This window comes from Cupriavidus sp. 05N39, from assembly GCF_056397325.1.
Genome location: NZ_JBFTNE010000010.1, coordinates 80,433 through 105,553, shown reverse-complemented (window position 1 = coordinate 105,553; position 25,121 = coordinate 80,433). Strand labels below are relative to the sequence as shown.

Annotated in this window: 27 protein-coding genes, 1 pseudogene and 1 riboswitch; of the genes and pseudogenes, 5 read left to right on the top strand and 23 right to left on the bottom strand. The window is 66.3% G+C overall.

The annotated features are described in order from the left end of the window. Positions 1 to 131: 131 nt before the first annotated feature. The 3 genes from ttcA to AC1DN0_RS07370 form a co-directional block, all read right to left on the bottom strand. Complete coding sequence (ttcA, locus tag AC1DN0_RS07380) at positions 132 to 1,064, bottom strand: tRNA 2-thiocytidine(32) synthetase TtcA (protein WP_045236154.1); 933 nt, start codon at positions 1,062 to 1,064, stop codon at positions 132 to 134. Positions 1,065 to 1,202: 138 nt separating this feature from the next. Then, on the bottom strand, positions 1,203 to 1,604 hold the full coding sequence (locus AC1DN0_RS07375; RefSeq protein ID WP_035870426.1) for a dihydroneopterin aldolase: 402 nt from the start codon (positions 1,602 to 1,604) through the stop codon (positions 1,203 to 1,205). A gap of 61 nt (positions 1,605 to 1,665) precedes the next feature. Then, positions 1,666 to 2,493: an SDR family oxidoreductase gene (locus AC1DN0_RS07370; RefSeq protein ID WP_477145624.1), complete on the bottom strand. Its 828-nt coding sequence runs from the start codon at positions 2,491 to 2,493 to the stop codon at positions 1,666 to 1,668. Positions 2,494 to 2,508: 15 nt separating this feature from the next. Between AC1DN0_RS07370 and AC1DN0_RS07365 the strand changes: the two genes are divergently transcribed. Further along, complete coding sequence (locus AC1DN0_RS07365) at positions 2,509 to 3,708, top strand: class I SAM-dependent methyltransferase (protein WP_477145623.1); 1,200 nt, start codon at positions 2,509 to 2,511, stop codon at positions 3,706 to 3,708. A 29-nt stretch (positions 3,709 to 3,737) separates the two neighbouring features. Then, the gene (locus tag AC1DN0_RS07360) at positions 3,738 to 3,932 is read left to right on the top strand and encodes a DUF2905 domain-containing protein (RefSeq protein ID WP_035870430.1); all 195 of its coding nucleotides are present in this window, start codon (positions 3,738 to 3,740) and stop codon (positions 3,930 to 3,932) included. Positions 3,933 to 3,939: 7 nt separating this feature from the next. On the opposite strand, the gene AC1DN0_RS07355 is transcribed toward AC1DN0_RS07360, so the two are convergent. The 4 genes from AC1DN0_RS07355 to AC1DN0_RS07340 all read right to left on the bottom strand — a co-directional run bounded on the left by AC1DN0_RS07355 (position 3,940) and on the right by AC1DN0_RS07340 (position 9,169). After that, positions 3,940 to 5,175, bottom strand: coding sequence for a multifunctional CCA addition/repair protein (locus AC1DN0_RS07355; RefSeq protein WP_441635702.1), 1,236 nt, complete (start codon positions 5,173 to 5,175; stop codon positions 3,940 to 3,942). Positions 5,176 to 5,183: 8 nt separating this feature from the next. Further along, the gene (locus AC1DN0_RS07350; RefSeq protein WP_441635700.1) at positions 5,184 to 5,873 is read right to left on the bottom strand and encodes a glutathione S-transferase family protein; all 690 of its coding nucleotides are present in this window, start codon (positions 5,871 to 5,873) and stop codon (positions 5,184 to 5,186) included. A gap of 222 nt (positions 5,874 to 6,095) precedes the next feature. Beyond that, complete coding sequence (locus AC1DN0_RS07345) at positions 6,096 to 7,121, bottom strand: complex I NDUFA9 subunit family protein (protein WP_441635698.1); 1,026 nt, start codon at positions 7,119 to 7,121, stop codon at positions 6,096 to 6,098. Between the two features lie 95 nt (positions 7,122 to 7,216). After that, positions 7,217 to 9,169, bottom strand: coding sequence for a lytic transglycosylase domain-containing protein (locus tag AC1DN0_RS07340; protein ID WP_441635697.1), 1,953 nt, complete (start codon positions 9,167 to 9,169; stop codon positions 7,217 to 7,219). A gap of 96 nt (positions 9,170 to 9,265) precedes the next feature. On the opposite strand from AC1DN0_RS07340, the gene AC1DN0_RS07335 reads away from it, so the two are divergent. Next, positions 9,266 to 9,874: a 5-formyltetrahydrofolate cyclo-ligase gene (locus tag AC1DN0_RS07335; protein WP_441635695.1), complete on the top strand. Its 609-nt coding sequence runs from the start codon at positions 9,266 to 9,268 to the stop codon at positions 9,872 to 9,874. Between the two features lie 129 nt (positions 9,875 to 10,003). Here AC1DN0_RS07335 and AC1DN0_RS07330 read toward each other — a convergent pair. The 7 genes from AC1DN0_RS07330 to ahcY all read right to left on the bottom strand — a co-directional run bounded on the left by AC1DN0_RS07330 (position 10,004) and on the right by ahcY (position 16,158). After that, a protein-coding gene (locus AC1DN0_RS07330; RefSeq protein WP_441635693.1) for an IS3 family transposase occupies positions 10,004 to 11,175 on the bottom strand; the annotation gives its coding sequence in 2 pieces (ribosomal slippage) (positions 10,004 to 10,911 and positions 10,911 to 11,175; 1,173 coding nt in all). A 309-nt stretch (positions 11,176 to 11,484) separates the two neighbouring features. Further along, complete coding sequence (locus tag AC1DN0_RS07325; RefSeq protein WP_441635691.1) at positions 11,485 to 11,721, bottom strand: hypothetical protein; 237 nt, start codon at positions 11,719 to 11,721, stop codon at positions 11,485 to 11,487. Positions 11,722 to 12,157: 436 nt separating this feature from the next. Beyond that, complete coding sequence (locus AC1DN0_RS07320; protein ID WP_441635689.1) at positions 12,158 to 12,916, bottom strand: Mut7-C RNAse domain-containing protein; 759 nt, start codon at positions 12,914 to 12,916, stop codon at positions 12,158 to 12,160. A 55-nt stretch (positions 12,917 to 12,971) separates the two neighbouring features. Further along, complete coding sequence (locus tag AC1DN0_RS07315; RefSeq protein ID WP_276289833.1) at positions 12,972 to 13,331, bottom strand: TfoX/Sxy family protein; 360 nt, start codon at positions 13,329 to 13,331, stop codon at positions 12,972 to 12,974. A gap of 23 nt (positions 13,332 to 13,354) precedes the next feature. Then, on the bottom strand, positions 13,355 to 14,185 hold the full coding sequence (gene metF, locus AC1DN0_RS07310; RefSeq protein ID WP_045236164.1) for a methylenetetrahydrofolate reductase [NAD(P)H]: 831 nt from the start codon (positions 14,183 to 14,185) through the stop codon (positions 13,355 to 13,357). Between the two features lie 62 nt (positions 14,186 to 14,247). Then, entirely contained in the window at positions 14,248 to 14,601 is a 354-nt protein-coding gene (locus AC1DN0_RS07305) for a phage holin family protein (protein ID WP_035870441.1), read from the bottom strand. Between the two features lie 123 nt (positions 14,602 to 14,724). Beyond that, positions 14,725 to 16,158, bottom strand: coding sequence for an adenosylhomocysteinase (gene ahcY / locus AC1DN0_RS07300; RefSeq protein ID WP_441635687.1), 1,434 nt, complete (start codon positions 16,156 to 16,158; stop codon positions 14,725 to 14,727). A gap of 127 nt (positions 16,159 to 16,285) precedes the next feature. Further along, positions 16,286 to 16,366: riboswitch (S-adenosyl-L-homocysteine riboswitch) on the bottom strand. Between the two features lie 73 nt (positions 16,367 to 16,439). Here ahcY and thiD point away from each other — a divergent pair. Continuing rightward, positions 16,440 to 17,270 carry a bifunctional hydroxymethylpyrimidine kinase/phosphomethylpyrimidine kinase gene (gene thiD / locus AC1DN0_RS07295; protein ID WP_441635685.1) on the top strand — a complete coding sequence of 277 codons (831 nt, stop codon included), beginning with the start codon at positions 16,440 to 16,442 and terminating at the stop codon, positions 17,268 to 17,270. 178 nt (positions 17,271 to 17,448) lie between these two features. After that, positions 17,449 to 17,889 (top strand): PGDYG domain-containing protein, encoded by a 441-nt coding sequence (locus AC1DN0_RS07290; protein ID WP_441635683.1) that lies wholly within the window; start codon positions 17,449 to 17,451, stop codon positions 17,887 to 17,889. 4 nt (positions 17,890 to 17,893) lie between these two features. On the opposite strand, the gene AC1DN0_RS07285 is transcribed toward AC1DN0_RS07290, so the two are convergent. The 9 genes and pseudogenes from AC1DN0_RS07285 to thiC all read right to left on the bottom strand — a co-directional run bounded on the left by AC1DN0_RS07285 (position 17,894) and on the right by thiC (position 25,076). Beyond that, on the bottom strand, positions 17,894 to 18,340 hold the full coding sequence (locus AC1DN0_RS07285) for a PaaI family thioesterase (protein ID WP_045236253.1): 447 nt from the start codon (positions 18,338 to 18,340) through the stop codon (positions 17,894 to 17,896). A 135-nt stretch (positions 18,341 to 18,475) separates the two neighbouring features. Further along, on the bottom strand, positions 18,476 to 18,793 hold the full coding sequence (locus AC1DN0_RS07280; RefSeq protein ID WP_441635681.1) for a hypothetical protein: 318 nt from the start codon (positions 18,791 to 18,793) through the stop codon (positions 18,476 to 18,478). A gap of 51 nt (positions 18,794 to 18,844) precedes the next feature. Further along, positions 18,845 to 19,030 (bottom strand): annotated as a pseudogene (locus AC1DN0_RS07275) (AAA family ATPase); the annotation flags it as partial. Beyond that, complete coding sequence (locus tag AC1DN0_RS07270) at positions 19,027 to 19,590, bottom strand: GNAT family N-acetyltransferase (RefSeq protein ID WP_441635679.1); 564 nt, start codon at positions 19,588 to 19,590, stop codon at positions 19,027 to 19,029. The gene AC1DN0_RS07270 and the pseudogene AC1DN0_RS07275, both read right to left, overlap by 4 nt. A gap of 63 nt (positions 19,591 to 19,653) precedes the next feature. Next, positions 19,654 to 20,796 carry a thiamine phosphate synthase gene (locus AC1DN0_RS07265; protein WP_441635677.1) on the bottom strand — a complete coding sequence of 381 codons (1,143 nt, stop codon included), beginning with the start codon at positions 20,794 to 20,796 and terminating at the stop codon, positions 19,654 to 19,656. Continuing rightward, positions 20,793 to 21,641: a thiazole synthase gene (locus AC1DN0_RS07260; RefSeq protein WP_441635675.1), complete on the bottom strand. Its 849-nt coding sequence runs from the start codon at positions 21,639 to 21,641 to the stop codon at positions 20,793 to 20,795. Before AC1DN0_RS07260 ends, AC1DN0_RS07265 begins: the two co-directional genes overlap by 4 nt. A gap of 6 nt (positions 21,642 to 21,647) precedes the next feature. After that, positions 21,648 to 21,845 (bottom strand): sulfur carrier protein ThiS, encoded by a 198-nt coding sequence (gene thiS, locus AC1DN0_RS07255; RefSeq protein WP_035868404.1) that lies wholly within the window; start codon positions 21,843 to 21,845, stop codon positions 21,648 to 21,650. 21 nt (positions 21,846 to 21,866) lie between these two features. Next, complete coding sequence (locus tag AC1DN0_RS07250; RefSeq protein WP_477103458.1) at positions 21,867 to 23,045, bottom strand: FAD-dependent oxidoreductase; 1,179 nt, start codon at positions 23,043 to 23,045, stop codon at positions 21,867 to 21,869. Between the two features lie 144 nt (positions 23,046 to 23,189). Next, a complete protein-coding gene (gene thiC / locus AC1DN0_RS07245) occupies positions 23,190 to 25,076 on the bottom strand; it encodes a phosphomethylpyrimidine synthase ThiC (RefSeq protein WP_477145622.1) in 1,887 nt (628 codons plus the stop codon). Between the last annotated feature and the right edge of the window lie 45 nt (positions 25,077 to 25,121).

The following is a 25,121-nucleotide window of genomic DNA, read 5'->3' as shown; positions in this document are numbered from 1 at the left end:
TGCCTACTTTTTTGGCAAGACAAAAAAGTAGGTCGCCGCCCCGAAGGGGTGGTGAAACTGCCTTTGACTTTAAGCCTTTGACGTTGACGTTAGGCAGTTGCAAGTTGCAAGTTGCAACCAACAACAAACCCTCACTCAACAACAGCCCCACCCACCACCCCCTTCTCAAACCGAACAAACTCCAACTTGTTCTCCTCCATCCCACCAGCAAAAACCAACGGCTGCTGCGAAAAGGTGGTCTCGCCAAACAGCGCAGCCTCATCCACCTTCGCCAACCCGGTAGCCAGCCCATTGAAGTCAAACAAATCCGTATCTGCCAGATGCGAAGGCACCACGCTACGCAGCGCGGCAAAGATATTGTCGGTGCGGCCCGGATTCTGCCGCTCCCACTCGACCAGCATCTCCTTGACCTTCTTGCGCTGCAGGTTCTCCTGCGAACCGCACAGATTGCACGGAATAATGGGGTACTCCATGGCGCGCGCGTAGGCGGCGATGTCCTTTTCCGGGCAGTAGGCCAGCGGACGGATCACGATATGCTGGCCGTCGTCGGTGGCCAGCTTGGGCGGCATCGCCTTCATCTTGCCGCCGAAGAACAGGTTCAGGAAAAAGGTCTGGATGATGTCGTCGCGGTGGTGGCCCAGCGCGATCTTGTTGGCGCCCAGTTCCTTGGCGGTGCGATAGATCACGCCACGGCGCAGCCGCGAGCACAGCGAGCAGGTAGTCTTGCCCTCGGGCACCTTCTCCTTGACGATGGAATAGGTATCCGCATCGACGATCACATATTCCACCCCCACCGATTTCAGGTAGGCGGGCAGGATATGCGCGGGGAAGCCCGGCTGCTTCTGGTCAAGGTTCATCGCGATCAGCTTGAACTTGACCGGCGCGCGCTTCTGCAGCGCCATCAGCACCGACAGCATGGTGTACGAGTCCTTGCCGCCAGACAGGCACACCAGCACCGTGTCGCCATCCTCGATCATCTTGAAATCGCCGATGGCACGGCCCGTCTGCGACTGGAGATAGGTCTCCAGGCGGAAGAAGTTCTTGGAATGCGTGGTGGCGGTCATGGCAATAAGGCGACGGGGCGACGGAGACAACAAGGAAAAGGCGAAGCGGCGCACAGTGCGGCAGTTGCATCACATGCAGGCTGCCGGGGCCGGACAACCGGGTATTTTACCGTGGCCGGCCTCCCCGCGCCGGCCGGCTTACTCGCTCTTGATATGGAAAACCTCGACGCCGACGGAATCGCAGTCCGGGTAGACGTCGGGCTTTTCGGTCGATACGCGCACGGCGCGCACCTTGGGGTGCTTGAGCATGGCGCGCGCCACGTCGTCGCACAGCGTTTCCTGCAGGTGGACGTGGCCTTGCGCCATGCGCTCGGCCACGGTGTTGCGCATGAAGTCATAGTCCACCACTTCCTGCAGCTTGTCGTCGTGCGGCGTGCTCTGGGCCAGCGGCACGAACAGGTCGATATTGATCAGCACGCGCTGCTCGCCTTTTTTCTCGAATTCGTGCACGCCGATATTGATCTGCACTTCGTAGTTGCGCAGGAACATGCGGCGGCAGTCCTGCAGGCTGGGGTGTGTGAGGGCGGCGAGCATGGTCATGATGGAGAGAGGGGAAAAAGTAGGAAAAGGCACGCGCGGTCTGGGACGCGCGCCGGGTACGTCATTCGGTCAGGAACATCACGTCGCGCGCGAGCGGCATCAGGTGCTGGCCGCCGTCGACGTAAAGCGTGGTGCCGGTCACGGCGCGCGCCTCGGCCAGGTAGGCCACGGCCTGCGCGATGTCCTCGGGAGTGGACGACTGGCCCAGCGGCGTCATGCGGTGGGCGCGCTTGAAGCCGGGGCTCGACTGGTCGCCTGAAACCATGGTGATGCCCGGCGCCACGCCCACCACGCGCAACTTCGGCGCCAGGGCCTGGGCCAGTTGTACCGTGGCGGTCTGCAGCGCCGCCTTGGACAGCGTGTATGACAGGAAATCCGGATTGAGGTTGTCCAGCTTCTGGTCGAGCAGGTTAATCACCACGCCGCGCTGCTTGTCCGACAGCGCCCGATRCATTTCGCGCGCCAGCAGCAGCGGCGCGGCCACATTGGTGCGCATATGCGTGTCGAGCGAGGCATAGGAAAAGCTGGTCGCCACGTCATATTGGAACAGCGAGGCATTGTTGACCAGGCAGGTCGGCACGCCCAGCGCTTCGCTGCAGGCAGCGATCAGTCTGGCGGTGGACGCCTCGTCGGCCAGGTCAGCCTGCAGCACCGCCGCCCGGCGGCCGCCGGCGCGGATCTGCCCGGCCAGCGTCTCGGCCTCGGCCAGCGAGCGGTGGCAGTGGACCGCCACGTCCCAGCCGCGGGCGGCCAGTTCCAGCGCGATCACGCGCCCGAGCCGGCGCGCGGCGCCGGTCACGAGCGCAACGCCGCGCGCGGGGGTAGCGGAGGCTGCGGCGGCGGTGGCGCCGGCAGGCGATGCGGAGTCAGGAGATTCGGAGGCTGGCATTGCTACAATCGCGGTATGCACAAAGGCGCTAGTTTACCCCTTCCCCCCGCGGACGCACTCTCGGCGTCCGCCGCGCTGACCGCGCACATCGGCCAGGCCATCGACGACGCAGGCGGCTGGCTTGGTTTCGACCGTTATATGGCGCTTGCGCTATATGCGCCCGACCTGGGCTACTACAGCGGCGGCGCCGCCAAGTTCGGCCGCGACGCGCGCGACGGCAGCGACTTCATCACCGCCCCCGAACTGAGCCCGTTCTTCGCCCGTACGCTCGCACGCCAGTTCGCGCCGCTGCTGGCGCAGGGCCTGTCGCAGTTGCTGGAATTTGGCGCCGGCACCGGCCGGCTCGCCGCCGACCTGTTGCTCGCGCTGGAGCAGGAAGGCCAGTTGCCTGAGCGCTACGACATCGTCGAACTGTCCGGCGAGCTGCGCGCGCGCCAGCAGGCCACGCTGGCCGAACGCGCCCCGCACCTGGCGCCGCGCGTGAGCTGGCTGGATACGCTGCCCGGACATTTCGAAGGGATCGTCGTCGGCAATGAAGTGCTCGATGCCATGCCGGTGCGGCTGTTTGCCCGCAGCCATGGCCGCTGGCTGGAGCGCGGCGTAGCCCGCCGGGACGACGATGCCGGTGAAACGGACGCCGCCTTTGTCTTTTCCGACCGCCCGGTAGCAGCCGACGCCCTGCCCGAAGCGCTGCACGCCGTGCCCGGCGACCACGACATCGTCACCGAAACCCACGCCGAGGCGGAAGGCTTCATGCGGGCGGTGGGTACGATGCTGACGCGTGGCGCGGTATTCCTGATCGACTACGGTTTTCCCACTGCGGAGTATTACCATCCGCAGCGGGTCGGCGGCACGCTGATGTGCCACTACCGCCAYCACGCCCACCCGGATCCCTTCCTCTACCCCGGCCTGCAGGACATCACCGCSCACGTCAACTTCASCGGYATCGCCCACGCCGCCGCCGATGCCGGGCTGACCGTCGCCGGCTTCGCCTCGCAGGCGCGCTTCCTGATGAATGCCGGCATCACCGAGTTGCTGATGGCGCTGGACCCCAACGACACGCGCAATTTCCTGCCTGCGGCCAATGCGGTGCAAAAGCTGCTGTCCGAGGCCGAAATGGGCGAGCTGTTCAAGGTCATCGCGCTGACCCGCGACTTCGATGCGGCGCTGCCGCTGGCGGGATTCGCGCGCGGCGACCGCAGCCACGCGCTATAGTCCAGGCACCTCACCTCAGGCACGCCAACATGCTGCGCTGGACTTTCACCATCTTCCTGGCCGTCATCGTGCTATCGGCGGCGCTGCCGTGGCTGCAAAAGCTGGGGCTGGGCCGGTTGCCGGGGGACCTGCGGTTCCGGTTGTTCGGACGGGAGATTGTGTTGCCGTTTGCTTCGACGATCTTGTTGTCGATGGTGGCGTTGCTGGTAGGAAAGCTGCTGTAGCGGCCCCCTACTCTCCCAGCCGCGCCGCCACCGCCGCCACCCGCGCCGCATGCACGCGATCCTTGATCAGGCTGACGTTGTCAGCGCATTCCCGCGCCACCGCCCCCGCATCCACCGAAGCCGCCGCCTCCAGCGCCATCAATAACCGCGCCGTCTGCGGATACTCCCGGTCCTCGAACCCGAGCCGCCCGCGCGCATCGGCCTCGCATGCCTGCAGCGCCTGCGCAAAACGCCCCGGCTTGCGCAGCGCATCGCAACGCTCCAGCAGGCGCGTCAATGCCGCCGCGCCGAACGCCTCCGAACGATGGATATTGCCGTGCTCGCGCGCCACCACCACCGCCAGATCGCGGCAGTCGGTCGGCACGCGCAGGCGCTTGCAGACGGCTTCGAGCAATTCCACGCTGCGCTGCTCATGTCCGAGATGGCGCGGCAGCACATCATCCGGCGTAGTGCCCTTGCCCAGGTCATGCACCAGCGCGGCAAAGCGCACCGCCAGCGAGCCTCCCATCGCGGCGGCGGTATCCACGACCATCATCACGTGCACGCCGGTATCCACCTCGGGATGGTAATCGGCACGCTGCGGCACGCCCCACAGCCGGTCCAGCTCGGGCAGAAGGCGCGCCAGCGCGCCGCATTCGCGCAGCACCTCGAACATGCGCGAGGGCCGCGCCTCCATCAGGCCGCGCGCGAGTTCCTGCCAGACGCGCTCGGCCACCAGCGCGTCGACCTCGCCGGCCTCCACCATGCGCCGCATCAGCACCAGCGTCTCGGGCGCCACGGTGAAATCGATGAAACGCGCGGCAAAGCGCGCCACGCGCAGGATGCGCACCGGATCTTCGGCAAAGGCATCCGATACATGCCGGAACTGCCGCGCGGCAAGATCGCGCTGTCCGCCGTAGGGATCGATCACGGGGCCGGCGAGCGCGCCGCCGTCGTCCACCGCCTGCGCCATGGCGTTGATGGTGAGGTCGCGCCGCACCAGGTCGTCTTCCAGCGTCACGTCCGGCGAGCAGTAGAAAGCAAAGCCCTTGTAACCCGCCGCGGTCTTGCGCTCGGTGCGGGCGAGCGCGTACTCCTCCCTGGTCCGGGGATGGAGAAAGACCGGGAAATCCTTGCCCACCGGCTTGTAGCCGGCGGCTTCCATCTCGGCCGGGGTCGCGCCCACCACGACGTAGTCGCGGTCCTGGCTGGGCTGGCCCAGCAAGGCGTCGCGGATGGCACCGCCTACGGCATACACCTGCATGGACATGCTCAATGGTTGATCACGATCGCGTCGGCGCGATCGGGGGCCAGCCGGTAGGGCTCGTCGGACGCCAGGAAGTCGCGCTCTTCGCGCGCATCGGCGATCCAGGCCTGCATGGCCGGCAGCGCGAGAATGAAGTCCGCGTATTGCTTGGCGGCATCGGGCAGGTGGATGCCATAGGTGGCAAAGCGGCTGACCACCGGCGCGAAGTACGCATCGGCGATGGTGAAGGTGCCGAACAGGAACGGACCGTCGGCGGCATGGCGCGCGCGCAGCTCGGACCAGATCGTGGCGATGCGGCTGACATCGCGCTGTACCGCCACGTTCCAGCCGCGGCCCGGCAGCACCGCGGTGACGTTCATCGGCAACTGGCTGCGCAGGTTGACGAAACCCGAATGCATCTCGGCGCAGATCGAGCGCGCGTACGCCCGCTGCGCGCGGTCGGCAGGCCACAGTTGCTTCTCGGGGAAGGATTCGGCCAGGTATTCGGCAATCGACAGCGTATCCCACACGGTGATGTCGCCATCGACCAGCACCGGCACCTTGCCCGTGGGCGAGTGCTGCGCGACGGCTTCCTCAAACCCCGGCGCGAACAGGCGCACCTTGATTTCCTCGAAGGCGATGCCGGCATGCTGCATCAGCAACCAGGGGCGCAGCGACCAGGACGAGTAGTTCTTGTTGCCGATGACGAGCTTCATCGCGAAATCCTTGCAGGAAACATGGGGGAGAGTGAGGCCGGGGCAAACCGCCACGCGATGGGGCGGGCGGGACAACGCGCCGGCGAACGAACCATTGTAGCCAGCCGCGCCGAGCCCCTCAAAGCGAATTACGCTCGCAGCGATGTGAATCCAGGTCACAAGCGGGCAGCCTGGCCGGGTGCCTGATCAACCTGCGCCCGGCCGCGCCGGGCGGCTGATGGCTCAGCGATATACGCTACGCCGCAGAACCTGCATATAGCTCTCGTGCCCACGGCCCGCCAGCACGTCGGTCATCACCACTTCGAGCCCCACCGGCTGGCGCAGGCCAAGTTCGGGCGCGATAGCCCCGTGCATGACGCTGTCGAGCCGCATGGAGTCGAGGTTGTCGCGCGACATCACCGGCGCGCCCGGCAAATGTTCCAGCATGGCCGCCTGCACGCGCGCGAGCGCGTCAGGCAGGTGCAGGACCGGGCGCGGATGGCCGCTGGCGCGGCCGGCATAGCGCACCAGTTCCTCCAGCGTATAGACCTGCGGTCCCGCCAGGTCGTAGGCGCGGCCGATGGTAGCCGGCGCGGCCATGGCGTTGACGAAGGCCTGCGCCACGTCCTCCACGTACACCGGCTGAAATTTCGCCTGCGCGCAGGCCAGCGGCACCACCGGCGCCAGTTGCTGCATATGGGCGAAGAGATTGAGGAAATGATCGTCGGGGCCGAAGATCACGGACGGCCGGACGATGGTCCAGTCCAGGCCGCTGTCGCGCACGACGCGCTCGCCGTCGCCCTTGCTGCGCAGGTACATCGACGGGCCCGAGCTGTCGGCGCCCAGCGCGCTCATGTGCAACAGCCTGCGGACACCGGTGCGCCTGCAGGATTCCACGATGCGCCGCGGCACCTCCACATGCGCAAAGGCGAAAGCCTCGCCGTAGGGCTCGGCGCGTTCGCCGTGGAGAATCCCGATCAGGTTGACGACGATGCCCTCGGTGCCGAGCGTGCCGATGGCCGCGTCCAGCGCGACATCGTTTCTCACGTCCAGCCCGGTCACCTCCACCCGTGGCAGCAGCAGCAGGTGCTGCGCGTGCTCCGCGTCACGGGTGGCGACCACGATGCGTTCAGGGTCGAGGGGCGGCTCCACGACGGTGCCAGGCTCCAGCGGCGTGGCCGATGCGGTGGCAACGCCTGCCAGCCGGGCTACCAGATGACTGCCGACGAAGCCGGCCCCTCCGATCACTAGAACATTGCTGATCTGCATGGATTTCTCCGTGGCAAGGCATGACTGGCGCGTTCTCCAGGGCTGGTGAACGCACCGGCAACCGCATTGGCCGGCAGACCGCGCGCCCCTGAGGCTCAGGGCAGGCTGGTGGTGGTGACCTGCGACGGTGCCACCATGCCCAGGCGATCCTTGAGCGACTGCGGCCGGCCGCTCATCAATGCAGCATAGTACGTGGCGTTGGACAGCACGTTCTTGACGTAGGTCCGGGTCTCCGAAAAAGGAATGGTCTCGGCGAAGATCGCGCCCTCGACCTGGCGCTGCAGGCTGGAGCGCCAGCTCTTGGGTCGGCCGGGACCCGCGTTGTAGGCAGCCGATGCCAGCGTCCAGGAACTGTCCAGGTCGGTAAAGACCATGCTCATGTAGTTGGTGCCAAGCATGATGTTGACATTGGGATCGCTCATCATCGACGGCGAGAAGTCCGACATGCCGATCTTGCGTGCGACCCACTTGGCGGTGGCCGGCATCACCTGCATCAGCCCGTGGGCGCCCGCCGAGGAGCGCGCGTTCATGATGAAGCGCGATTCCTGGCGCACCAGGCCGTAGGCCCATGCCATGTCCAGGCCCACTTCGTCGGTGGCACGCTGCATGATGTCGCGGTACGGCATCAGGAAGCGCAGCGAGAAGTCGTGCTCGGCCTGGGTGCGGTCGGCGGTGTTGACTGCGCGGTCCAGCAGCTCGATGCGGCGGGCGTAGTCGGCGGCGGCCAGCAACTGGCGGTCAGTCATGCCGCGCAGCTCCCAGTTCCACTCGCGGTTGCCCTCGAAGCGCAGGTTGAGATCGTATAACTTCTGCGCCCGCAGGAAGCCCGGGCGGGTGCGCATGGCGTTGACCTCGGCATCGCTGACCTGGGTGCGGGCCGGCAGCACGATGCGATTGCCCAGTTCCTCGCTGGCCAGCTGGCCGTAGAAGCTGAACTGGCCGGCAATCGACTGGAACTGCTTCTCGGCCTCGGCGCCACGGTTGTCCGCCTTGAGCGCGCGGCCGTACCAGTAGGTCCAGGCCGGGTCCTTGGCGCGCAGTTCGGGGCGCATCAGTTCCACAGCCTGGCGCACCTGCTTCCAGTCGCCCTGGCGCAGCGCGGCGCGCACGCGCCACTCCTGGGTTTCGTCGGACAGCCACTGGTTGCCGCCCTGGTCGATCTGGCGGCGGTAGTAGCCGGCGGCTTCGGGCGCCAGCTTCTTGGCCGCGAACTGGCCGATCACGCCCCAGCCGGAGCCCTGCTCGTCGCGCGACAGGCTGCCGGCGTTGGCACTCAGGAAAGCCGCGGCCTGGGCGGGATCGTTGCGCGCCATCTTGACCACGGTGGCGAGCGTGTTGCTGTCGCCGCGYGTGTCAGGCGCGGTGGCGGCGATGCGCGCGGCCAGGGTCACATAGTTCTGCTCGAGCGCCTGGCGCGCCTGGAAAGCCACGTCGCTGGGCTCGATCTGGCGGCTTTGTGCCAGGTAGCCGATCAGGTCGACACAGCCTTCGCCGTAGTACCTCGGATCGCTCAGCGCGGCGCGTGCATCCGCCGCCACGTTCTGGCCCTTGAGCGCACGCGACAGCAGCGCATAGCATTCGACCTGCGTATCGTCCTTGAGCACGAACTGCGGGTATTCGACGTCGAAATTGGCCCAGTCGCGCTTCTTGCCCAGCACCAGCAGCCAGTCGTTGCGCATGCGGTCGGCAATGGCTTCGCCCTTGTAGCGCTGCAGGAAAGCGCGCACCTGGTCGTCGGGGGCGTCGATACGGGCCAGGCCGCTGGCGTCGAACATCTGCGGCTTGATGCGGAAGTACTCGACGTAGGACGAGATCGGGTAGTCCACCAGGGTGGCGGAGATGGCGTCGGCGCGGACCACGTCGTTCTTGCGGGCGGCTTCGCGCAGCGCCACGAAAGCGTCGTCGGGGTTGCTCGGGATGGTGAGCGACTGCGGTTGCTGTTGCGGCTGGGGCTTCTTCTGCGCAAATACCGGCGTGGCGAGCAGCGCGCACGCGATTGCCGCCAGGGCGGCCTTGGCCGCACGCTGCGGATATACTCCCTTCGGCATTCTTCTTCCTTGTTGTGACGGTCGGGCAAGCCCATTCGAGGGCGCTCGTCCGACCGTGCAATGTTTGGTCAACCGCAGACATTATCCCACGCAGCCATGCCAAGCGACGACGTTCGCGACCCCTCCGGCGAGCCCGGAAAGCCTGATCCCGGCGTGCAGCGAGCGGCGCTGCGCCGCCAGCTGCTGGCGCTGCGCGGCGCATTGCCACAGCGCAGCGCCGCAGATGCCGGCATCGAAGCCACGCTGAGCGCACTGCTGGAGCGCCTGCCCGTGCATCGCCTGGGCTTCTACTGGCCAATCCAGCAAGAGTTCGACGCCCGTGCCGTGGTCTCGCGCTGGCTGGCCAGCGCCCCCGGGCGGCAAGCGGCCCTGCCGGTGGTAAGCCGGCCGGGCTCGCCGCTGGATTTCCACCTGTGGGAGCCGGCTACGCCGATGATTGCCGGGCATTACGGCATTCCCGTGCCCGACGGCACGCCGCCCTTGCTGCCAGACGCCCTGCTGATTCCATGTGTCGGTTTCAGCGCGAATAAGTTCCGCCTGGGCTATGGGGGTGGGTTCTATGACCGCACGCTGGCGGCGCTGGCTGCCGGCGGGAACGCGCCGGTTGCGATCGGCATCGGGCATGAGGCCTGCCGGATTGCGTTGGAGCCGCAGGAGCATGATTTGCCGATGGATTGGGTGGTTAGTGAGGGGGGGGTGTTTTGAGGGATTGGGGATGTGTCTTATTGTGGGGGTGCTCGCGGTTTCTTTGAGCGGCGGTGGCTCTTGCGCCCAACGGGCCGTACGACATCCCCTGAGATTCCCCTTGTTTTTCGCCTTCCAAGGGTAAGGGAGTCAAGCCGCCATGTCCCGTGGGTGTTCCCAGTCCCGGAGGTACTGTGCCGGGGACACATAGCCGAGCGTGGAGTGTCGGCGGCTCCGATTGTAAAAGATCTCGATGTAGTCAAAGAGATCGTCTTTGGCTTGCTCGTGCGTGGCGTAGCGCTGGCCATGCACCCGCTCGTTTTTCAGACTGTTGAAGAAGCTCTCGCTCGGGGCATTGTCCCAGCAGTTCCCTTTGCGACTCATCGAGCAGACCATGCCGTAATCCACCAGCTTGGCCTGGAAGGCCTGGCTAGCATACTGGCTGCCTCGGTCCGAGTGGTGAATCAATCCCGGTGCGGGCTTGCGGCGGAACCAAGCCATCGCCAGCGCATCTGTCACGATATCTGCCGTCATCCGGGGCCGAATCGACCAGCCAACCACTTCGCGGTTGAACAGGTCAAGCACGATGGCCAGATACAGCCAGCCTTCGTCGGTCCAGATGTAGGTCATGTCCGCCGTCCAAACCTGATTTGGCGCGGCGGGCGTGAAGTTGCGCTCCAGTCGGTTCGGCGCGATCGGCAGCGAGTGCCTGGAATTCGTCGTTGCCCGCCAGCGCCGCTTGTGCCGGGCGCGAATGCCGTTCTCGCGCATCAGCCGCTCGACCCGTTCCTTGGAGGCTGGGAAGCCTCGCGCACGGATTTCCCGGAGCATGCGTGGCGATCCATATGCGCCTTTGAGCTGGGCATGGGTCGCGCGGATCAACGCCATCATTTGCGTATCGGTCAGGCGCTTGCGCGACGGTGTGCCGCCGCGCTTCCAGGCCCGATAGCCGTTCACACTAACCGTCAGGACATTACAGAGAATCACCAGCGGATAGGTGGCTCGTTCCCGCTCGATCCAGGCGTACTTCACAGAAGGTCCCTCGCGAAGTACGCCGCTGCCTTTTTTGCGATTTCAAGCTCCATCGCCAAGCGCTTGTTCTCCGCGCGCAGGCGCGACAGCTCCATCTGTTCAGCAGTCACAGGCTTGGCACCAGCCCCATTGAGCTTGCCGGCCTCGGCGGCCTTGCGCCAGTTGCGCAGTGTCTGATCAGACACGCCCAATTCCGCAGCCAGCTCTCCTGTCGTCTTCCCGGCACGCAGTTGCCTGACGGCCTGTTCCTTGAACTCCGCAGTGAATTCCTGTTTCGGTATCTTTCGCATTTCGCTTCCTTCCAACTGGTTGAGGTTATACCTCACCTCTTGGAAGGCGAAATTTCGGGGGAAGCTCACCCCCTGTGGGGTTGGTCGCAGTTTCTTTGATCGGCGATGGTTATTGCACCCAAGTGCGTACGACATCCCCCTGCGGGGGACGCCGGTCACTCTTCTTTGCTTCGGCAAAGAAGACTAACGAGAAGAAAGCCGACCCTGCCGGGGGCAGAGCAATAAGGCTGATGGGCCTCGGTGGTTTCGTCGTACGGCCCTGAGTGTTGGCTGGCGTGCCTCACCGGCTTGAAGGACATCGCCACTGCATTACCCATTGGTCACGTGGTGGGGCCCCCAACCTCGGGCGCGGTGACCATTCGGCCATCTGCCGTTCGCGGTGCCGAGCGCCACGACGCTGCCCGCCTTGGTGGTTTCGTGGTTTTGTCTCTGGCGGCGGGCGCCCTGCCATTTGATGCCCTGCCGTACCGGCGCGAGCGGCACCTTGCTCTCAATGCCCTTGGTTTCGTGGTGGTGGCCCGGTTCGCGAGGGTCACGCTCGAACATCACCGCGCCTGCTCTCCGAGACAAAACCACGAAACCAGCCACACCCGAAACGGCGCAGCCCCTCGCACCGCGAACGGCAGATGTGGGAATGGGCACTGCACACGAGGTCAGGGGCCGCACCACGAAACCCATGGGGCACGCCATTGCGCTGCCCTGCAAGCCGGTAACGGCAGATACCAGCAGAACCGCTGCCCATACGACGAAACCAGCACCCTGCGCACCCGCGATTGCTCTGCCCCCGGCAGGGTCGGCTTTCTTCTCGTTAGTCTTCTTTGCCGAAGCAAAAAAGAGTGACCGGCGTCCCCCGCAGGGGGATGTCGTACGCACTTGGGTGCAATAACCATCGCCGATCAAAGAAACTGCGACCACCCCAGCAGAGGGATGTTGTAAGGCTCTCGGGTCCAAAGGCCATCGCCTCAAACAAACAAGCCACCAACTAAATCCGCCCCGCAGGCACCAACTCATCCACCAAATCCCTCATATGCCGCCAATGCGACCCCTCCCAAAACACCCTCTGACAGCACCCGCAAGTCACAAACCGCTCCTGCCGCGCAAACACGCCCGCCGGCACGCGGCCATCCACCTCGGCCTTGCCGATCGGCCGCAGCGGCACATTGCAATCCAGGCACAGCGAGAACGGCCGCGCGCTGCGGGCCAGGTCCAGTCGCGCGAAGATCTCGCGCAACTGCGGCGTGGCCTTGATGGCGCGCACATAGCAGCCGTGGGTGACGCCGCGGCGCTTGAGCAGTTCGCGGTCACGCGTGAGCACGATGCGTCCCTCGCGCATGGCGATGGCCTCGATCTCGCTATCGGCGAAATGGTTGTCGTAGAGGGTGTCGAAGCCGGTCAGCCGCAGCAGGTGGGCCAGCCCGCCCAGATGGGCGTCGGCAACGAAGCGCGTGGTGCGTAGTGGCTCGTCGCGCACGCGCAGCAACGGTGTGACGTCGAAGGCTTCGAACTTGGGATAAACGGACACGCGGTCGCCATCCTGCAGCGGGCGCTCGAATCCACATGACTCGCCGTTCACCAGGATCAGCTCGACCTCGGTGTGCGGTACCCCCAGCGCCTCGATCATGTGCTTGACGGTGGCGGCGCGCGCGCAGGCGCAAACGCAGTCCAGTCCGCGCTGCGCACGCGGCAGGAAGTCGTTCAGTTCCTCGTAGAAACGAAACGTAGCGGTGACGGCGGTGACCATGAGCCAAAGTATGCCACCGCGCGGCCGGGTGCCGGAACGGGTTCCGGTCCGCCGTTCAGCCAGCCTGGTTGGCCAGCCGCAGCGTGGATTCCACCGACAGGCGCGCCCAGGCCGTCATGGCCTCGGCCGACTCCAGGCAGGCCGGCGGCGCGCTCAGGTAGTGAAGCATGGCGATCTCGCGCCCGGCACGGTTGTAGCGGAACGGCTCGCCGCCCTCGGCCTTGAAACGCGCCCGCGTCTTGTCGTCGACTTTCAGGAAGCAGCGCCCGCCCAGGACCAGCGCGAACACCAGGCCGTCGTAGTACAAGGCATGGCCGCCGAACATGCGGCGCGAGGTGATCGGCCCGATGCGCGCCGCCAGCGGCCCCATCAGTTCGAGCAGATGGTCGATGAAGGGATCGGGGCGGCGTGGCATCGCGTCTGGCGCTGAGAGATGCCTTAGAGCTTCAGGCGCTGCCAGATCGCCTTGGTCGCGCTGGCCGTGTTGAGCGTATAGAAATGCAGCCCCGGTACGCCGGCCGCCAGCAAACGCTCGCACAGCGCGGTGACCACGTCCAGGCCAAAGGCGCGGATCGATTCGCGATCGTCGCCAAAGCCTTCCAGCCGCTTGGCCACCCAGCGCGGCACTTCGGCGCCGCACATCTCGGAGAAGCGCATCAGCTGCGAGGAATTGGTGATCGGCATGATGCCCGGCACGATCGGCACTTCCACGCCCATGGCGCGCACGTCGTCGACGAAGCGGAAGTACGCGTCGGCGTTGAAGAAGTACTGGGTGATGGCGGAGTCGGCGCCGGCCTTGACCTTGCGCACGAAATTCTCGAGATCGTGGCGCGGCGACTTGGCCTGCGGGTGGTACTCGGGATAGGCCGCCACTTCGATATTGAACCAGTCGCCGGTCTCGGCGCGGATGAATTCCACCAGCTCATTGGCAAAGCGGAACTCGCCGATCTCGCCCATGCCCGATGGCATGTCGCCGCGCAGCGCCACGATATGGCGGATGCCGCCATCGCGATAGGTCTTGAGGATATCGCGGATGCTCTCGCGCGAGGAACCCACGCACGACAGGTGCGGCGCGGCCTCGATGCCTTCGCGCTGGATTTCCAGCACGGCATCCAGCGTGCCCTGCTGGGTGGTGCCGCCGGCGCCGAACGTCACCGAGATGAACTTGGGATGCAGCGGAGCGAGTTGCGCACGCGTGTTGCGCAGCTTCTCGGCGCCCTCCGCCGTCTTGGGCGGGAAGAATTCGAAGCTGAAGTAGCGGTCTTGCATGATGGTGGCGCGCCGCCTATGGCGCGGCGCGCTGAAAAATTGGCATGGGACGCCAGCAGGCGTCAGGCGCTGCGGCGCTCGCCCAGCAGCAGGCTGGATAGCGCCCAGGAGATCACGCTGTAGAGGATCGAGCCTAGCAAGGCCGCGCCAAAGCCGGTGACCACGAAACCGGCCAGCAGCTTGCCCACGAACAGGAACAGCAGCGCGTTGATCACGAAGATAAACAGGCCAAGCGTCAGCAGCGTCACCGGCAAGGTGAGGATCACCAGGATCGGGCGGATCAAGGTATTCACCAGGCCGAGCACCAGGGCGGCAATCATGGCCGAGCCGAAGCCGCCAAGATGAATCCCATCGATCAGGCTACCCACCAGGAACAGCGCGGCGGCATTGATGATCCAGACGGCCAACAGTCTCATGACGACTCCTTCGCTTGGGTGAAACGGATTCGGGGCAGCACGCCCGCGGCGTGGGCACGCCGCGGGTTGACGATCCGGGGATCGGTCAGAGACAGATCAAAAGCCGATCTGCTGATCAGCGGATCAATAGCGGTAGTGATCGGCCTTGTACGGGCCTTCCTTCTTCACGCCGATATAGGCTGCCTGCTGCTCGGTCAGCTCGGACAGTTGCGCGTTGAGCTTCTTCAGCTGCAGGCGCGCGACCTTCTCGTCCAGATGCTTGGGCAGCGTGTAGACGCCGACCGGGTACTTGCCGCTATCGCGTTCCTGCCACAGTTCGATCTGGGCGATGGTCTGGTTGGCGAACGAGCTGCTCATCACGTACGACGGGTGGCCCGTGCCGCAGCCCAGGTTCACCAGGCGGCCCTTGGCCAGGATGATCAGCTTCTTGCCCGGCTGGTCGCCAACCGCGGGGAAGACCACATGGTCGACCTGCGGCTTGATCTCGTCCCACTCGTACTTTTCCAGCGAGGCGATGTCGATCTCGTTGTCGAAGTGGCCGATGTTGCAGACGATGGCCTGGTCCTTCATCTTGGCCATGTGGTCATGGGTAATGACGTGGTAGTTGCCGGTGCAGGTGACGAAGATGTCGGCCTTGTCGGCAGCGTATTCCATGGTCACCACGCGGTAGCCTTCCATCGCGGCCTGCAGCGCGCAGATCGGGTCGACTTCGGTCACCCACACCTGGGCCGACAGGGCGCGCAGTGCCTGCGCGCTGCCCTTGCCCACGTCGCCGTAGCCGGCCACCAGCGCAACCTTGCCGGCGATCATCACGTCGGTGGCGCGCTTGATGCCGTCCACCAGCGATTCACGGCAGCCATACAGGTTGTCGAACTTGCTCTTGGTCACCGAGTCGTTGACGTTGATGGCGGGGAACTTGAGCTCGCCCTTTTGCGCCATCTGGTACAGGCGGTGCACGCCCGTGGTGGTTTCCTCGGTCACGCCCTTGATGGCGTCCAGATTACGGCTGTACCAGGACGGGTCCTTGGCCAGCTTTTCCTTGATCGCGGCGAACAGGAAGGTCTCTTCCTCGCTGCCCGGCTTGGCGATCAGCGATGCGTCCTTCTCGGCGCGGGCGCCCAGGTGCAGCAGCAGCGTGGCGTCGCCGCCGTCGTCCAGGATCATGTTGGGGGTGCCGCCATCCGCCCAGTCGAAGATGCGRTGSGTGAAGTCCCAGTATTCCTTCAGCGATTCGCCCTTGAAGGCGAACACCGGCGTGCCCGAGGCGGCGATGGCCGCGGCAGCATGGTCCTGGGTCGAGAAGATGTTGCACGAAGCCCAGCGCACGTCGGCGCCGAGCGCGGCCAGCGTCTCGATCAGCACGGCGGTCTGGATGGTCATGTGCAGCGAGCCGGCGATGCGCGCGCCCTTCAGGGGCTGGGCGGCGGCGAACTCGTCGCGGATGGCCATCAGGCCGGGCATCTCGGTCTCGGCGATGGCGATTTCCTTGCGGCCCCAGCCTGCGAGGTTGATGTCGGCCACCAGGTAGTCGTTCTTGAGGTCAGTCACTGCGTTCATGTTTCACTCCGATGAAGAGTGGCGACGAAGGACAAGTGCGGGGGATACGGCCGCGCCATGCCGTGGCGGAAAAAGCCACTTTGCATAACGGGCGGATAGGTCGACTCGCCTCCGTGTATGTGCCACGGATCAGCGAGCGCCGTTGAAGACAGTCCGAGCCTGGCGAATGGCACAATGGGGCCCATTCGTTGCAACGCTCCTCGGAGTGGCGGTATTGTAGCCTGCCAAAAGGCGCCGCGCATTGCCGCCAACACGTTTTTTATTTGCCGCCCGTCCGATACATGACCCAGACGACACACCGCCCCCCGCGCACCCTGACCATCGCCGGCTCCGACTCGGGCGGCGGCGCCGGCATCCAGGCCGATCTCAAGACCTTTGCCGCGCTGGGCTGCTTCGGCATGAGCGCGATCACCGCCATCACCGCCCAGAACACCCTGGGCGTGACCGGCGTGCACGCCATCCCGGCCGACATGGTGGCGGCGCAGATCGACGCGGTGGCCAGCGATATCGGGGTGGATGCGGCCAAGACCGGCATGCTGGGCACGGCGGCCATCGTCGAAGCGGTAGCCGCCGCGGTGGACCGCCACGGCATCCGCCGGCTGGTGGTGGACCCCGTGATGATCTCCACCTCCGGCGCCACGCTGGCGGACGACGCCACCACCCGGGCCATGGTCAGCCTGCTGTTCCCGCGCGCCGCGCTGGTCACGCCCAACCTGCCGGAAGCGTCCTATCTGCTGGGCCGCAAGATCACCCGGCGTGACGAAATGGAGCAGGCGGCACGCGACCTGGCCGCGCTGGGCTGCCCGGCGGTGCTGCTCAAGGGCGGGCACCTGGAGCCGGAAGATGCCGGCCTGGACGACCTGCTGCTGGGCGCCGACGGCACCGTGCGCGTGTTCTCCCATCCACGCGTTGAAACCCGCAACCTGCATGGCACCGGCTGCACGCTGGCGGCGGCCATCGCGGCGCAACTCGCGCGCGGCGATACGCTGGAAGATGCGGTGGAAGTGGCGCTGGATTTTGTGGCCGATGCGATCGTGGCGGGCGCCGACTTTGAGCTTGGGGCGGGCAACGGGCCGCTGAACCACGGCTTTGCGCCGCGGGTACTGGGGTGAAACACGAGCAGCCCCCCCAATGCGAAGCGAAGCGAGCCGTGACGGCGTTAGAGGCCGTATGGGGCGCCTTCTTTGCCTACTTTCTTGGCAAGCCAAGAAAGCAGGTCGCTCCCCGCAGGGGAGTGAAACTGCCTTTGACTTTGACTTTGACTTTGAGCTTTCAGGCCCTTATCGCACCATGCCCACCCTGACCCACATCGACCTGCGCACCGACCCCGCCGCCGCCCCCTACCAAAAGCATGAAGTCGTCCAGGTAGCCTTCGCCAAGGAACCCGGCGAACTCATCAGCCTCGAAGGCCCCAACCGCTACCAGCCCGGCGACGCCATCATCACCGGCTCCACCGGCGACCGCTGGGTCGTATCGCGCGAGCGTTTCGACCCGAAGTACGAACCGCTGCAAACCGGCACGCACGGCCAGGACGGCGCCTACCGGAACATCCCGGGCGTCGTGCTCGCCAAACGCATGAACGAAGCCTTCAGCATTGCCCGCTCCACCGGCGGCGACGTACTGCATGGCGCGGCCGGCGACTGGCTGATGCAGTACGCCCCGAACGACTACGGCATCGTCCAGCAGGCGCGCTTCGCCCAAGTCTATCGTCCGGCCAGCGGCAACGCCTGAAGCGTCAGTCGCCGCCGCTGCTCAGCGGCACCAGCTTGAACGCCGCGCGCGCCACGCACACCACCTCGCCGGCGGCATTCTTCACTTCGCCTTCGCAAAAAGCGATGCGCGCGCCGCGCCGCATGCAGCGCGCTTCCAGGTGCAGTTCACCGCGCGCGGCGGCCAGGAAGTGCGTGGACATATCGATGGTGATCACGCCGGTATCGAGCGGCGCATGCGAGCGCGCCGCGCCGCTGAGCGTGAAATCCAGCGTCGCCATCAAGGTGCCGCCATGTACGTCGCCCCGGCTGTTGACCAGGAACGGGCTGACCGGCAGGCGCGTGCGGCACAGGCCCGCCTCCATCTGCACGGGTTGCAGGCCGAGATGGCGCATCAGCGGCACGTCGATGCCGAAATAGGGCTTCTCGGGCGTGCCCGGCGCAACCGGGACAATCTGAGCGGGACTTTCCAAAACAGGGTTTCCTTGTTCGAGTTCTGCGAATTCCACCACGGCCTGGCCTTCGGCCACGGCATCGCCGGCCGCAATCGTAACGCCAACGCGATGCGCATGGTGCGGACCTGGCCGTTCACCGCACGCTCTTGTGCCCTACAGGATCTCCCGGACGAACCACGCATTGAAGCGGTAAAGCGCAATGGACGGAATCACGACAAACAAGAGCAGGCTGACGACTGCGCGCCGGGTTCTATAGAGGTAGAGCGCCATCAGATCGCGCAGCGCGTAGCTGGCGACCAGCACCAGCAGCGGAATGTAGGCCAGCAGGCAAAACAGGAATATCCAGACAAGGACACCGCCCTGCAACGCGTGGTCAAGAAAACCAACGCCGTCCATCCAGCGCGCATCCCCTGCACTGAATGTGACAAGCAGCATCAACAAGGAAGCGACCAGAGTGGGACAGCGCAGCATTCAGGTCGGCTCTTTCGCTTCGCCCGGCTCACCATCGAGCAGCACGCGCAGCACGGCGATGGCCTCCATCAGCGTGGTTTTGCCCGAGCCGTTCTCGCCGACCAGGAAGGTGACCTTGGGATGCATCGCTATCGCATCCAGCGTGCGCACCGCCAGCAGGCAGAAGGGATAGCGCTCGAAGCTGTCGACGATGTCGCGCCGCAGGCAGACGCGGCTGATGAACTGGGGCGAGATCACGGTGTTCGCCGGGGTGGATGACACGGCGCTATCGTAACGCAATGCGGCGCCTGCAGCACCAGGCGCATGGCAATGCGCTGCCGCAGGCCAAGAATGGCCTCGTGCGTCAGCACGGCGGCCAGCCGGGGGCAGAGGCCGGCGTCGTCGAGCCGGCGAAAGCCGAGGCGCGCATAGAACGGCGCGTTCCAGGGGAGGTGGCTGAACGTGGTGAGGCCTAGCGATTGCACGCCCTGCTGACGGAAAGAAACGGCTACGGCGTTCACCAGTGCGCGGCCGAAGCCGCGGCGGGCATGGATGGGATGCACATCCATCTCGTCGAGGTAGGCGTGATGTCCATGCAGGCTGGCCAGCGCGAAGCCGGCGACGGTGCCGTCGGTGGCGATGGCAACCCACAGGCGGCACTCGCGCTGCGCGCGCCGGAAGTCTTCGATCGGGGTGACTTGCTCGCGCAGCGCCGCTGGCAGGTCAACCGCAGGGAATAGCGCGGCGGCGGCGCGTTCGATGGCGGGGAGAGTGGATATGTCCGCCGGCGTGGCAAGGCGGATGTCTGCAGGTGGCATGGGTGTTATGGCAGTGGTGGCGGGCCCGGGTTCCCGCCTGGCCAACCTACGGGCCGGAGGCATTCATGCCTCCGGGAACATTCCCAGCAGGTTGCTCACCGCGGCCGGCACATCCGCCGCCTCGGTAATCGCGCGGACCACCGCCGCGCTGCCCACGCCCGCGGCCAGCACCTGCGGCAACCGTGCCGCGTCGACGCCTCCGATGCCCACCAGCGAAGGCACCACGGGCCGCATCAGCCTGACGTACGCATGGAAGCGCCCCAGCCCCTGCGGCGCGGTCGGCATCACCTTGGTGGTGGTCGGGAAAATCGCGCCCAGCGCCAGGTAGCTCGGGCCGATCATCGCCACGCGCAGCATCTCCGCATAGCCGTGCGTGGACACACCAAGCCGCAGCCCGGAGGCGCGCAGCGCATCGAGGTCTGCTTCGTCGAGATCTTCCTGGCCGAGGTGGATACCGTAGATGCCGCTGGCCGCGCTGTCGTTGCCGTGGCTGGCGTGATAGTCGATAGCCGCACGCCAGTGGTCGTTGATAAACAGGCGCGACGCGCTGCCACGCGCGGCGTTCGCAGCGCGCTCGATTTCACTGCGCACGGCCTGCGCATCGTCCGACTTGAAGCGCAACTGCACCGTGGGCACCGCCAGCGGCACCAGGCGCTCGATCCACTCGGCACTCGGCACCACCGCATACAAGCCCAGCGGCGGGCACGGCGCGAATGGCTCGACGCGCGACTCCGGCGCGACCAGCGCGGCATGGCGCACGCGTGGGAATCGCGCGAATTCCACCGGCCATTCCTGCGAGCCGGGCTGCCATGCACGCGCCAGGCAGAGTGCGTCATGCGCGGGAAAATGCAGTGCCAGGCAAGCCAGCAGCACGGCCACGAAGGCCGGCGAGTGCGCGGTGTCGCCGTCGGCATGGGCGTTGAACACCCAGGTGCCCATCGGCGAGCGCACGGTATCGCTCCATTGCCCGCCCTCGCGGTCGCTTTCGATGGCGATGGCGCCGGCGGCGCCGATGCGCGCCAGCGTGCCGGCATCGGCTTCGCCGTCGAACAGCACCACGTCGGCATCGCCGAGCGCGGCGGGCACGGCGGCCTGCGTCCATACGCGCCACGCTTTCTCATTGCTGCCGAATGTGGCGCCGTAGCGCGCCAGCAGTGTGTCGTGCAGCGCGGCGTCGACACCGGCCTGGATACTGTGGCTCGTCATGCGCGGTCCTCCACGCCTTCGGCGTGCCAGAACGGCATGCCCACCACCGGCGTGCTCGCCTGCGCAATGTCGCGCTCGGGCATGGGGCCGGCCAGGTAGGCGGTGCGGCCGGCGTCGACGGCCAGCGCGAAAGCGCGGGCCATGTTCACCGGGTAGGCGGCTTGCGCCACGGCGGTGTTCAGCAGCACGCCGTCGTAGCCCCACTCCAGTACCTGGGCTGCATGCGATGGCAGGCCAAGGCCGGCATCGACGATCAGCGGCGTATCCGGCAGCCGTTCGCGCAGCAGGCGCATGGCGTGCGGGTTGACGGCGCCCTTGCCGGTGCCGATCGGCGCGGCCCAGGGCATCAGCGCCTGGCAGCCGACATCAAGCAGCCGGCGGCACAGCACCAGGTCTTCCGTGCAATACGGCAGCACCTTGAAGCCTTCCTTGATCAGCGTCTCGGCCACGGCAGGCAGGTTGAGCGTATCGGGCTGCAGGGTGTAGTCGTCGCCAACCAGCTCGAGCTTGATCCAGTCGGTCTCGAACACCTCGCGCGCCATCATGGCGGTGGTGATGGCTTCCTGCGGCGCCATGCAGCCGGCGGTATTGGGCAGTACCGGCACGTCCAGCGACCTGAGCATCTGCCAGAAGGCCTGGCCGCCCTCGCCTTCTCCGACCGCGCCCTGGCGGCGCAGCGCCACCGTCAGCATGGCAGGCTTTGCCACTTCCACCGCGGCCTGCAAGGTGGCGGGAGACGGATAGCGCGCGGTGCCCAGCAACAGGCGCGAGGCGAACGACTCGCCATAGAGCACGAAGGGATCGCCGAGCAGGTCGCGGCGCGATTCAGCGGTATTGAGGGTCATGTTGGGTCAGCCTCCCGTCACGGGTTGCACAAGGTCGATGCGGTCGCCGGCGGCGAGCGCGGTGGCCGCATGCGCGGCGCGCGGCACGAACTGGCCGTTGAGCGCGGCGGCAAAGGGCGGCGCGATGCCGGCGCCAGCCACCGCGTCGGCCAGGGTGGCGTTGTCGGCAAGAGCCAGCGGACGGCCGTTGAGCACGATATCCATGGGCGTTCTGTTCTGTTCCGTTCAGTGCAGCACCGGCGAGCCGGCAACGGTATCAAGCGCGGCCACGATCATGCCGGGCCAGCGCAGCGCTGCCGGCACGGCATAGGCCGCGGGGTCGTCATCGAGCAGGGCCCGCACTACCTGGCAGGCTGCCTCGGTGACTGCCGGCGCGATCAGGAAGCCATGCCGGTACAGGCCGTTGAGGCGCACGATGCGGGCATGCTGGTCGACGCGGATGGCCGGCAGGTGGTCCGGGCGCGTCGGGCGGCGCTGCACATTGAGTTCCAGCACGCGCGCCTCGCCGAACGCCGGATGCAGCGAATACGCCGCCGACAGTAGTTCCAGCGCCGAGCGCACGCTCATCGGCGAATCGTCCTCGCTTTCGAGTTCAGTGGCGCCGATCACGTACAGATCGTTGGGCTTGGGCGCGATATAGATCGGATAGCGCGGATGCAGCAGGCGCACCGGGCGATGCAGCTTGACTTCGGGCGCGTGCACGCGCACCACTTCGCCGCGCAGCCCGCGCAAACCCGGCATGCTGCCGTGCGCGGCCGGCTGCCCGGGCCACGCCGCGCGCGCGCCAAGGCCGCGGCAATCCAGCACCACGCGTGCGCAGATGCCAAGCGCCGGCAGGTCGCCGGCCTCGACTTCGCCGGCTTCCCACACGCAATGCAGGCCGCCGCCAACCGCGCAGGCCAGCAACGCGCGCAACGTGCCGCGATTGTCGAGCTGGCCTTCACCGGCCAGCAGCAGGCCCTGGGAAAAGCGGCCCGCCAGCGCAGGCTCGAGAGCGGCCACGCCGTTGCCGTCGAGCGCGCGCATGCGCTCCGCCACCAGCTCGGGCGGCGCCACCGCGCGCACGCGGCTGGTGAACAGCGACATCTCGCTGCGGTCGCGGGTATGCCAGACCACCAGCGTGCCGTCCTCCTGGAAGAACACCGGCTCCGGCAATTCGGCCACCCAGGCGCGCCACAGGTCGACGCTGGCGGTGCCCAGCTCGACGATGCGGCGCTCGGCGATGGCGGATTCCGCCAGGGGCGCCAGCATCGCCGCCGCCACATGCGCGGCCGAGCCGGCGCCATCGGGGCCGGCGCGTTCGACCAGCGCCACGCGCAGGCCGGCACGTACCAGTTGCCAGGCGGAAAGGCGCCCGGCCAGACCGGCGCCGAGCACGGCCACATCAAACGACTGCGTTGTCATGGGGATGGTTGTGCCGGTGCTCGCCGCGACTGCGCGGCGGCGCGCCGGCCTCCTTTAAGTCATGGCGTGCCCTGTCCATCGGGAAGGGCACAGAACTTCGCATGCGGCGCCCACGTTGGCGAGCGCCGCACCCATTGCATTGCCTTACGAGTAGATCTTGCTGCCGCTCTTGACGAACTCGATCGACTTTTCCTGCATGCCTTTCTCGGCTTCCGGCTTGAGCGAAGCGGCGTAGTCGCGCACTTCCTGCGTGATCTTCATCGAGCAGAACTTGGGACCGCACATCGAGCAGAAATGCGCGATCTTGGCGCCTTCGGCCGGCAGCGTGGCGTCGTGGTACGAACGCGCGCGTTCCGGGTCCAGGCCGAGGTTGAACTGGTCTTCCCAGCGGAACTCGAAGCGCGCCTTGGACAGTGCGTTGTCGCGCAGCTGCGCGCCCGGCCAGCCCTTGGCAAGGTCGGCCGCGTGGGCGGCGATCTTGTAGGTGATGATGCCTTCGCGCACGTCKTSCTTGTYCGGCAGGCCCARGTGCTCCTTSGGCGTGACGTAGCASAGCATSGCSGTGCCSAWCCAGCCGATATTGGCCGCGCCGATGCCGCTGGTGATGTGGTCGTAGCCGGGGGCGATGTCCGTCACCAGCGGTCCGAGCGTGTAGAACGGCGCTTCGTAGCAGTGCTTCAGCTCTTCATCCATGTTGGCCTGGATGCGCTGCAGCGGCACGTGGCCCGGGCCTTCGATCATGACCTGCACGTCGTGCTTCCAGGCCTTGTCGGTCAGCTCGCCGAGCGTGCGCAGTTCGCCGAACTGGGCGTCGTCGTTGGAGTCGGCGATACAGCCGGGACGCAGGCCATCACCGAGGCTGAACGACACGTCGTACGCCTTCATGATTTCGCAGATCTCGTCGAAGTGCGTGTACAGGAAGTTTTCCTTGTGATGCGCCAGGCACCACTTGGCCATGATCGAACCACCGCGCGAGACGATGCCGGTGACGCGGTCCGCGGTCATCGGCACATAGCGCAGCAGCACGCCGGCGTGGATGGTGAAGTAGTCCACGCCCTGCTCGGCCTGCTCGATCAGCGTGTCGCGGAACATTTCCCAGGTCAGGTCCTCGGCGATGCCGCCGGTCTTGTCCAGCGCCTGGTAGATGGGCACCGTGCCGATGGGCACCGGCGAATTGCGCAGGATCCACTCGCGGGTTTCATGGATGTGCTTGCCGGTGGACAGATCCATGATGGTGTCGGCGCCCCAGCGGATCGACCACACCATCTTTTCCACWTCCTCGGCCAGCGACGACGTCACGGCGGAGTTGCCCAGGTTGCCGTTGATCTTGACGCGGAAATTGCGCCCGATCGCCATCGGCTCCAGTTCGGTGTGGTTGATGTTGGCGGGAATGATGGCGCGGCCGGCGGCGATTTCCTTGCGCACGAATTCCGGCGTCATGTCTTCCGGGCGCAGCGGCAGCGCGGCACCCAGCGCATTGCCGGGGTGCTGGCGCAGCAGCGCCTTGTATTCGGGCTTGTCGTACAGCGCTTGCAGGTTCAGCGACTCGCGCAGCGCCACGTATTCCATCTCSGGSGTGATGATGCCGCGGCGCGCATAGTGCATCTGCGACACGTTGGCGCCGGCCTTGGCGCGGCGCGGGTTGGTCAGCTGGGCAAAGCGCAGGTGCGCGGTGGCCGGATCAGCGGCGCGTGCCAGGCCGTATTCCGACGACAGGCCGGACAGCACTTCGGTGTCGCCTCGCTCTTCGATCCACTTGCCGCGCACCGATGGCAGGCCGGCCTTCAGGTCGATATGGATGTCCGGATCGCTGTACGGGCCCGAGGTGTCGTACACGGGAATCGGCGGATTGGACATCTCGCCCTTGTCCGTGCGCGTGGACGTCTGCAGGATCGTGCGCAGCGGCACGCGGATATCGGGGCGGCTGCCGGTCAGGTAGGTCTTGCTGGATGCCGGATAGGCGAATTTTTTGTCGAGATCGGTTTCAAGCGACTCGAAAGATGCGGCGGGGGCGGTATTTGTGCGGGCCATGGGTGTCGTCCTCTCTCTTGCGGGGATGGACGAAACCAGGAGCCC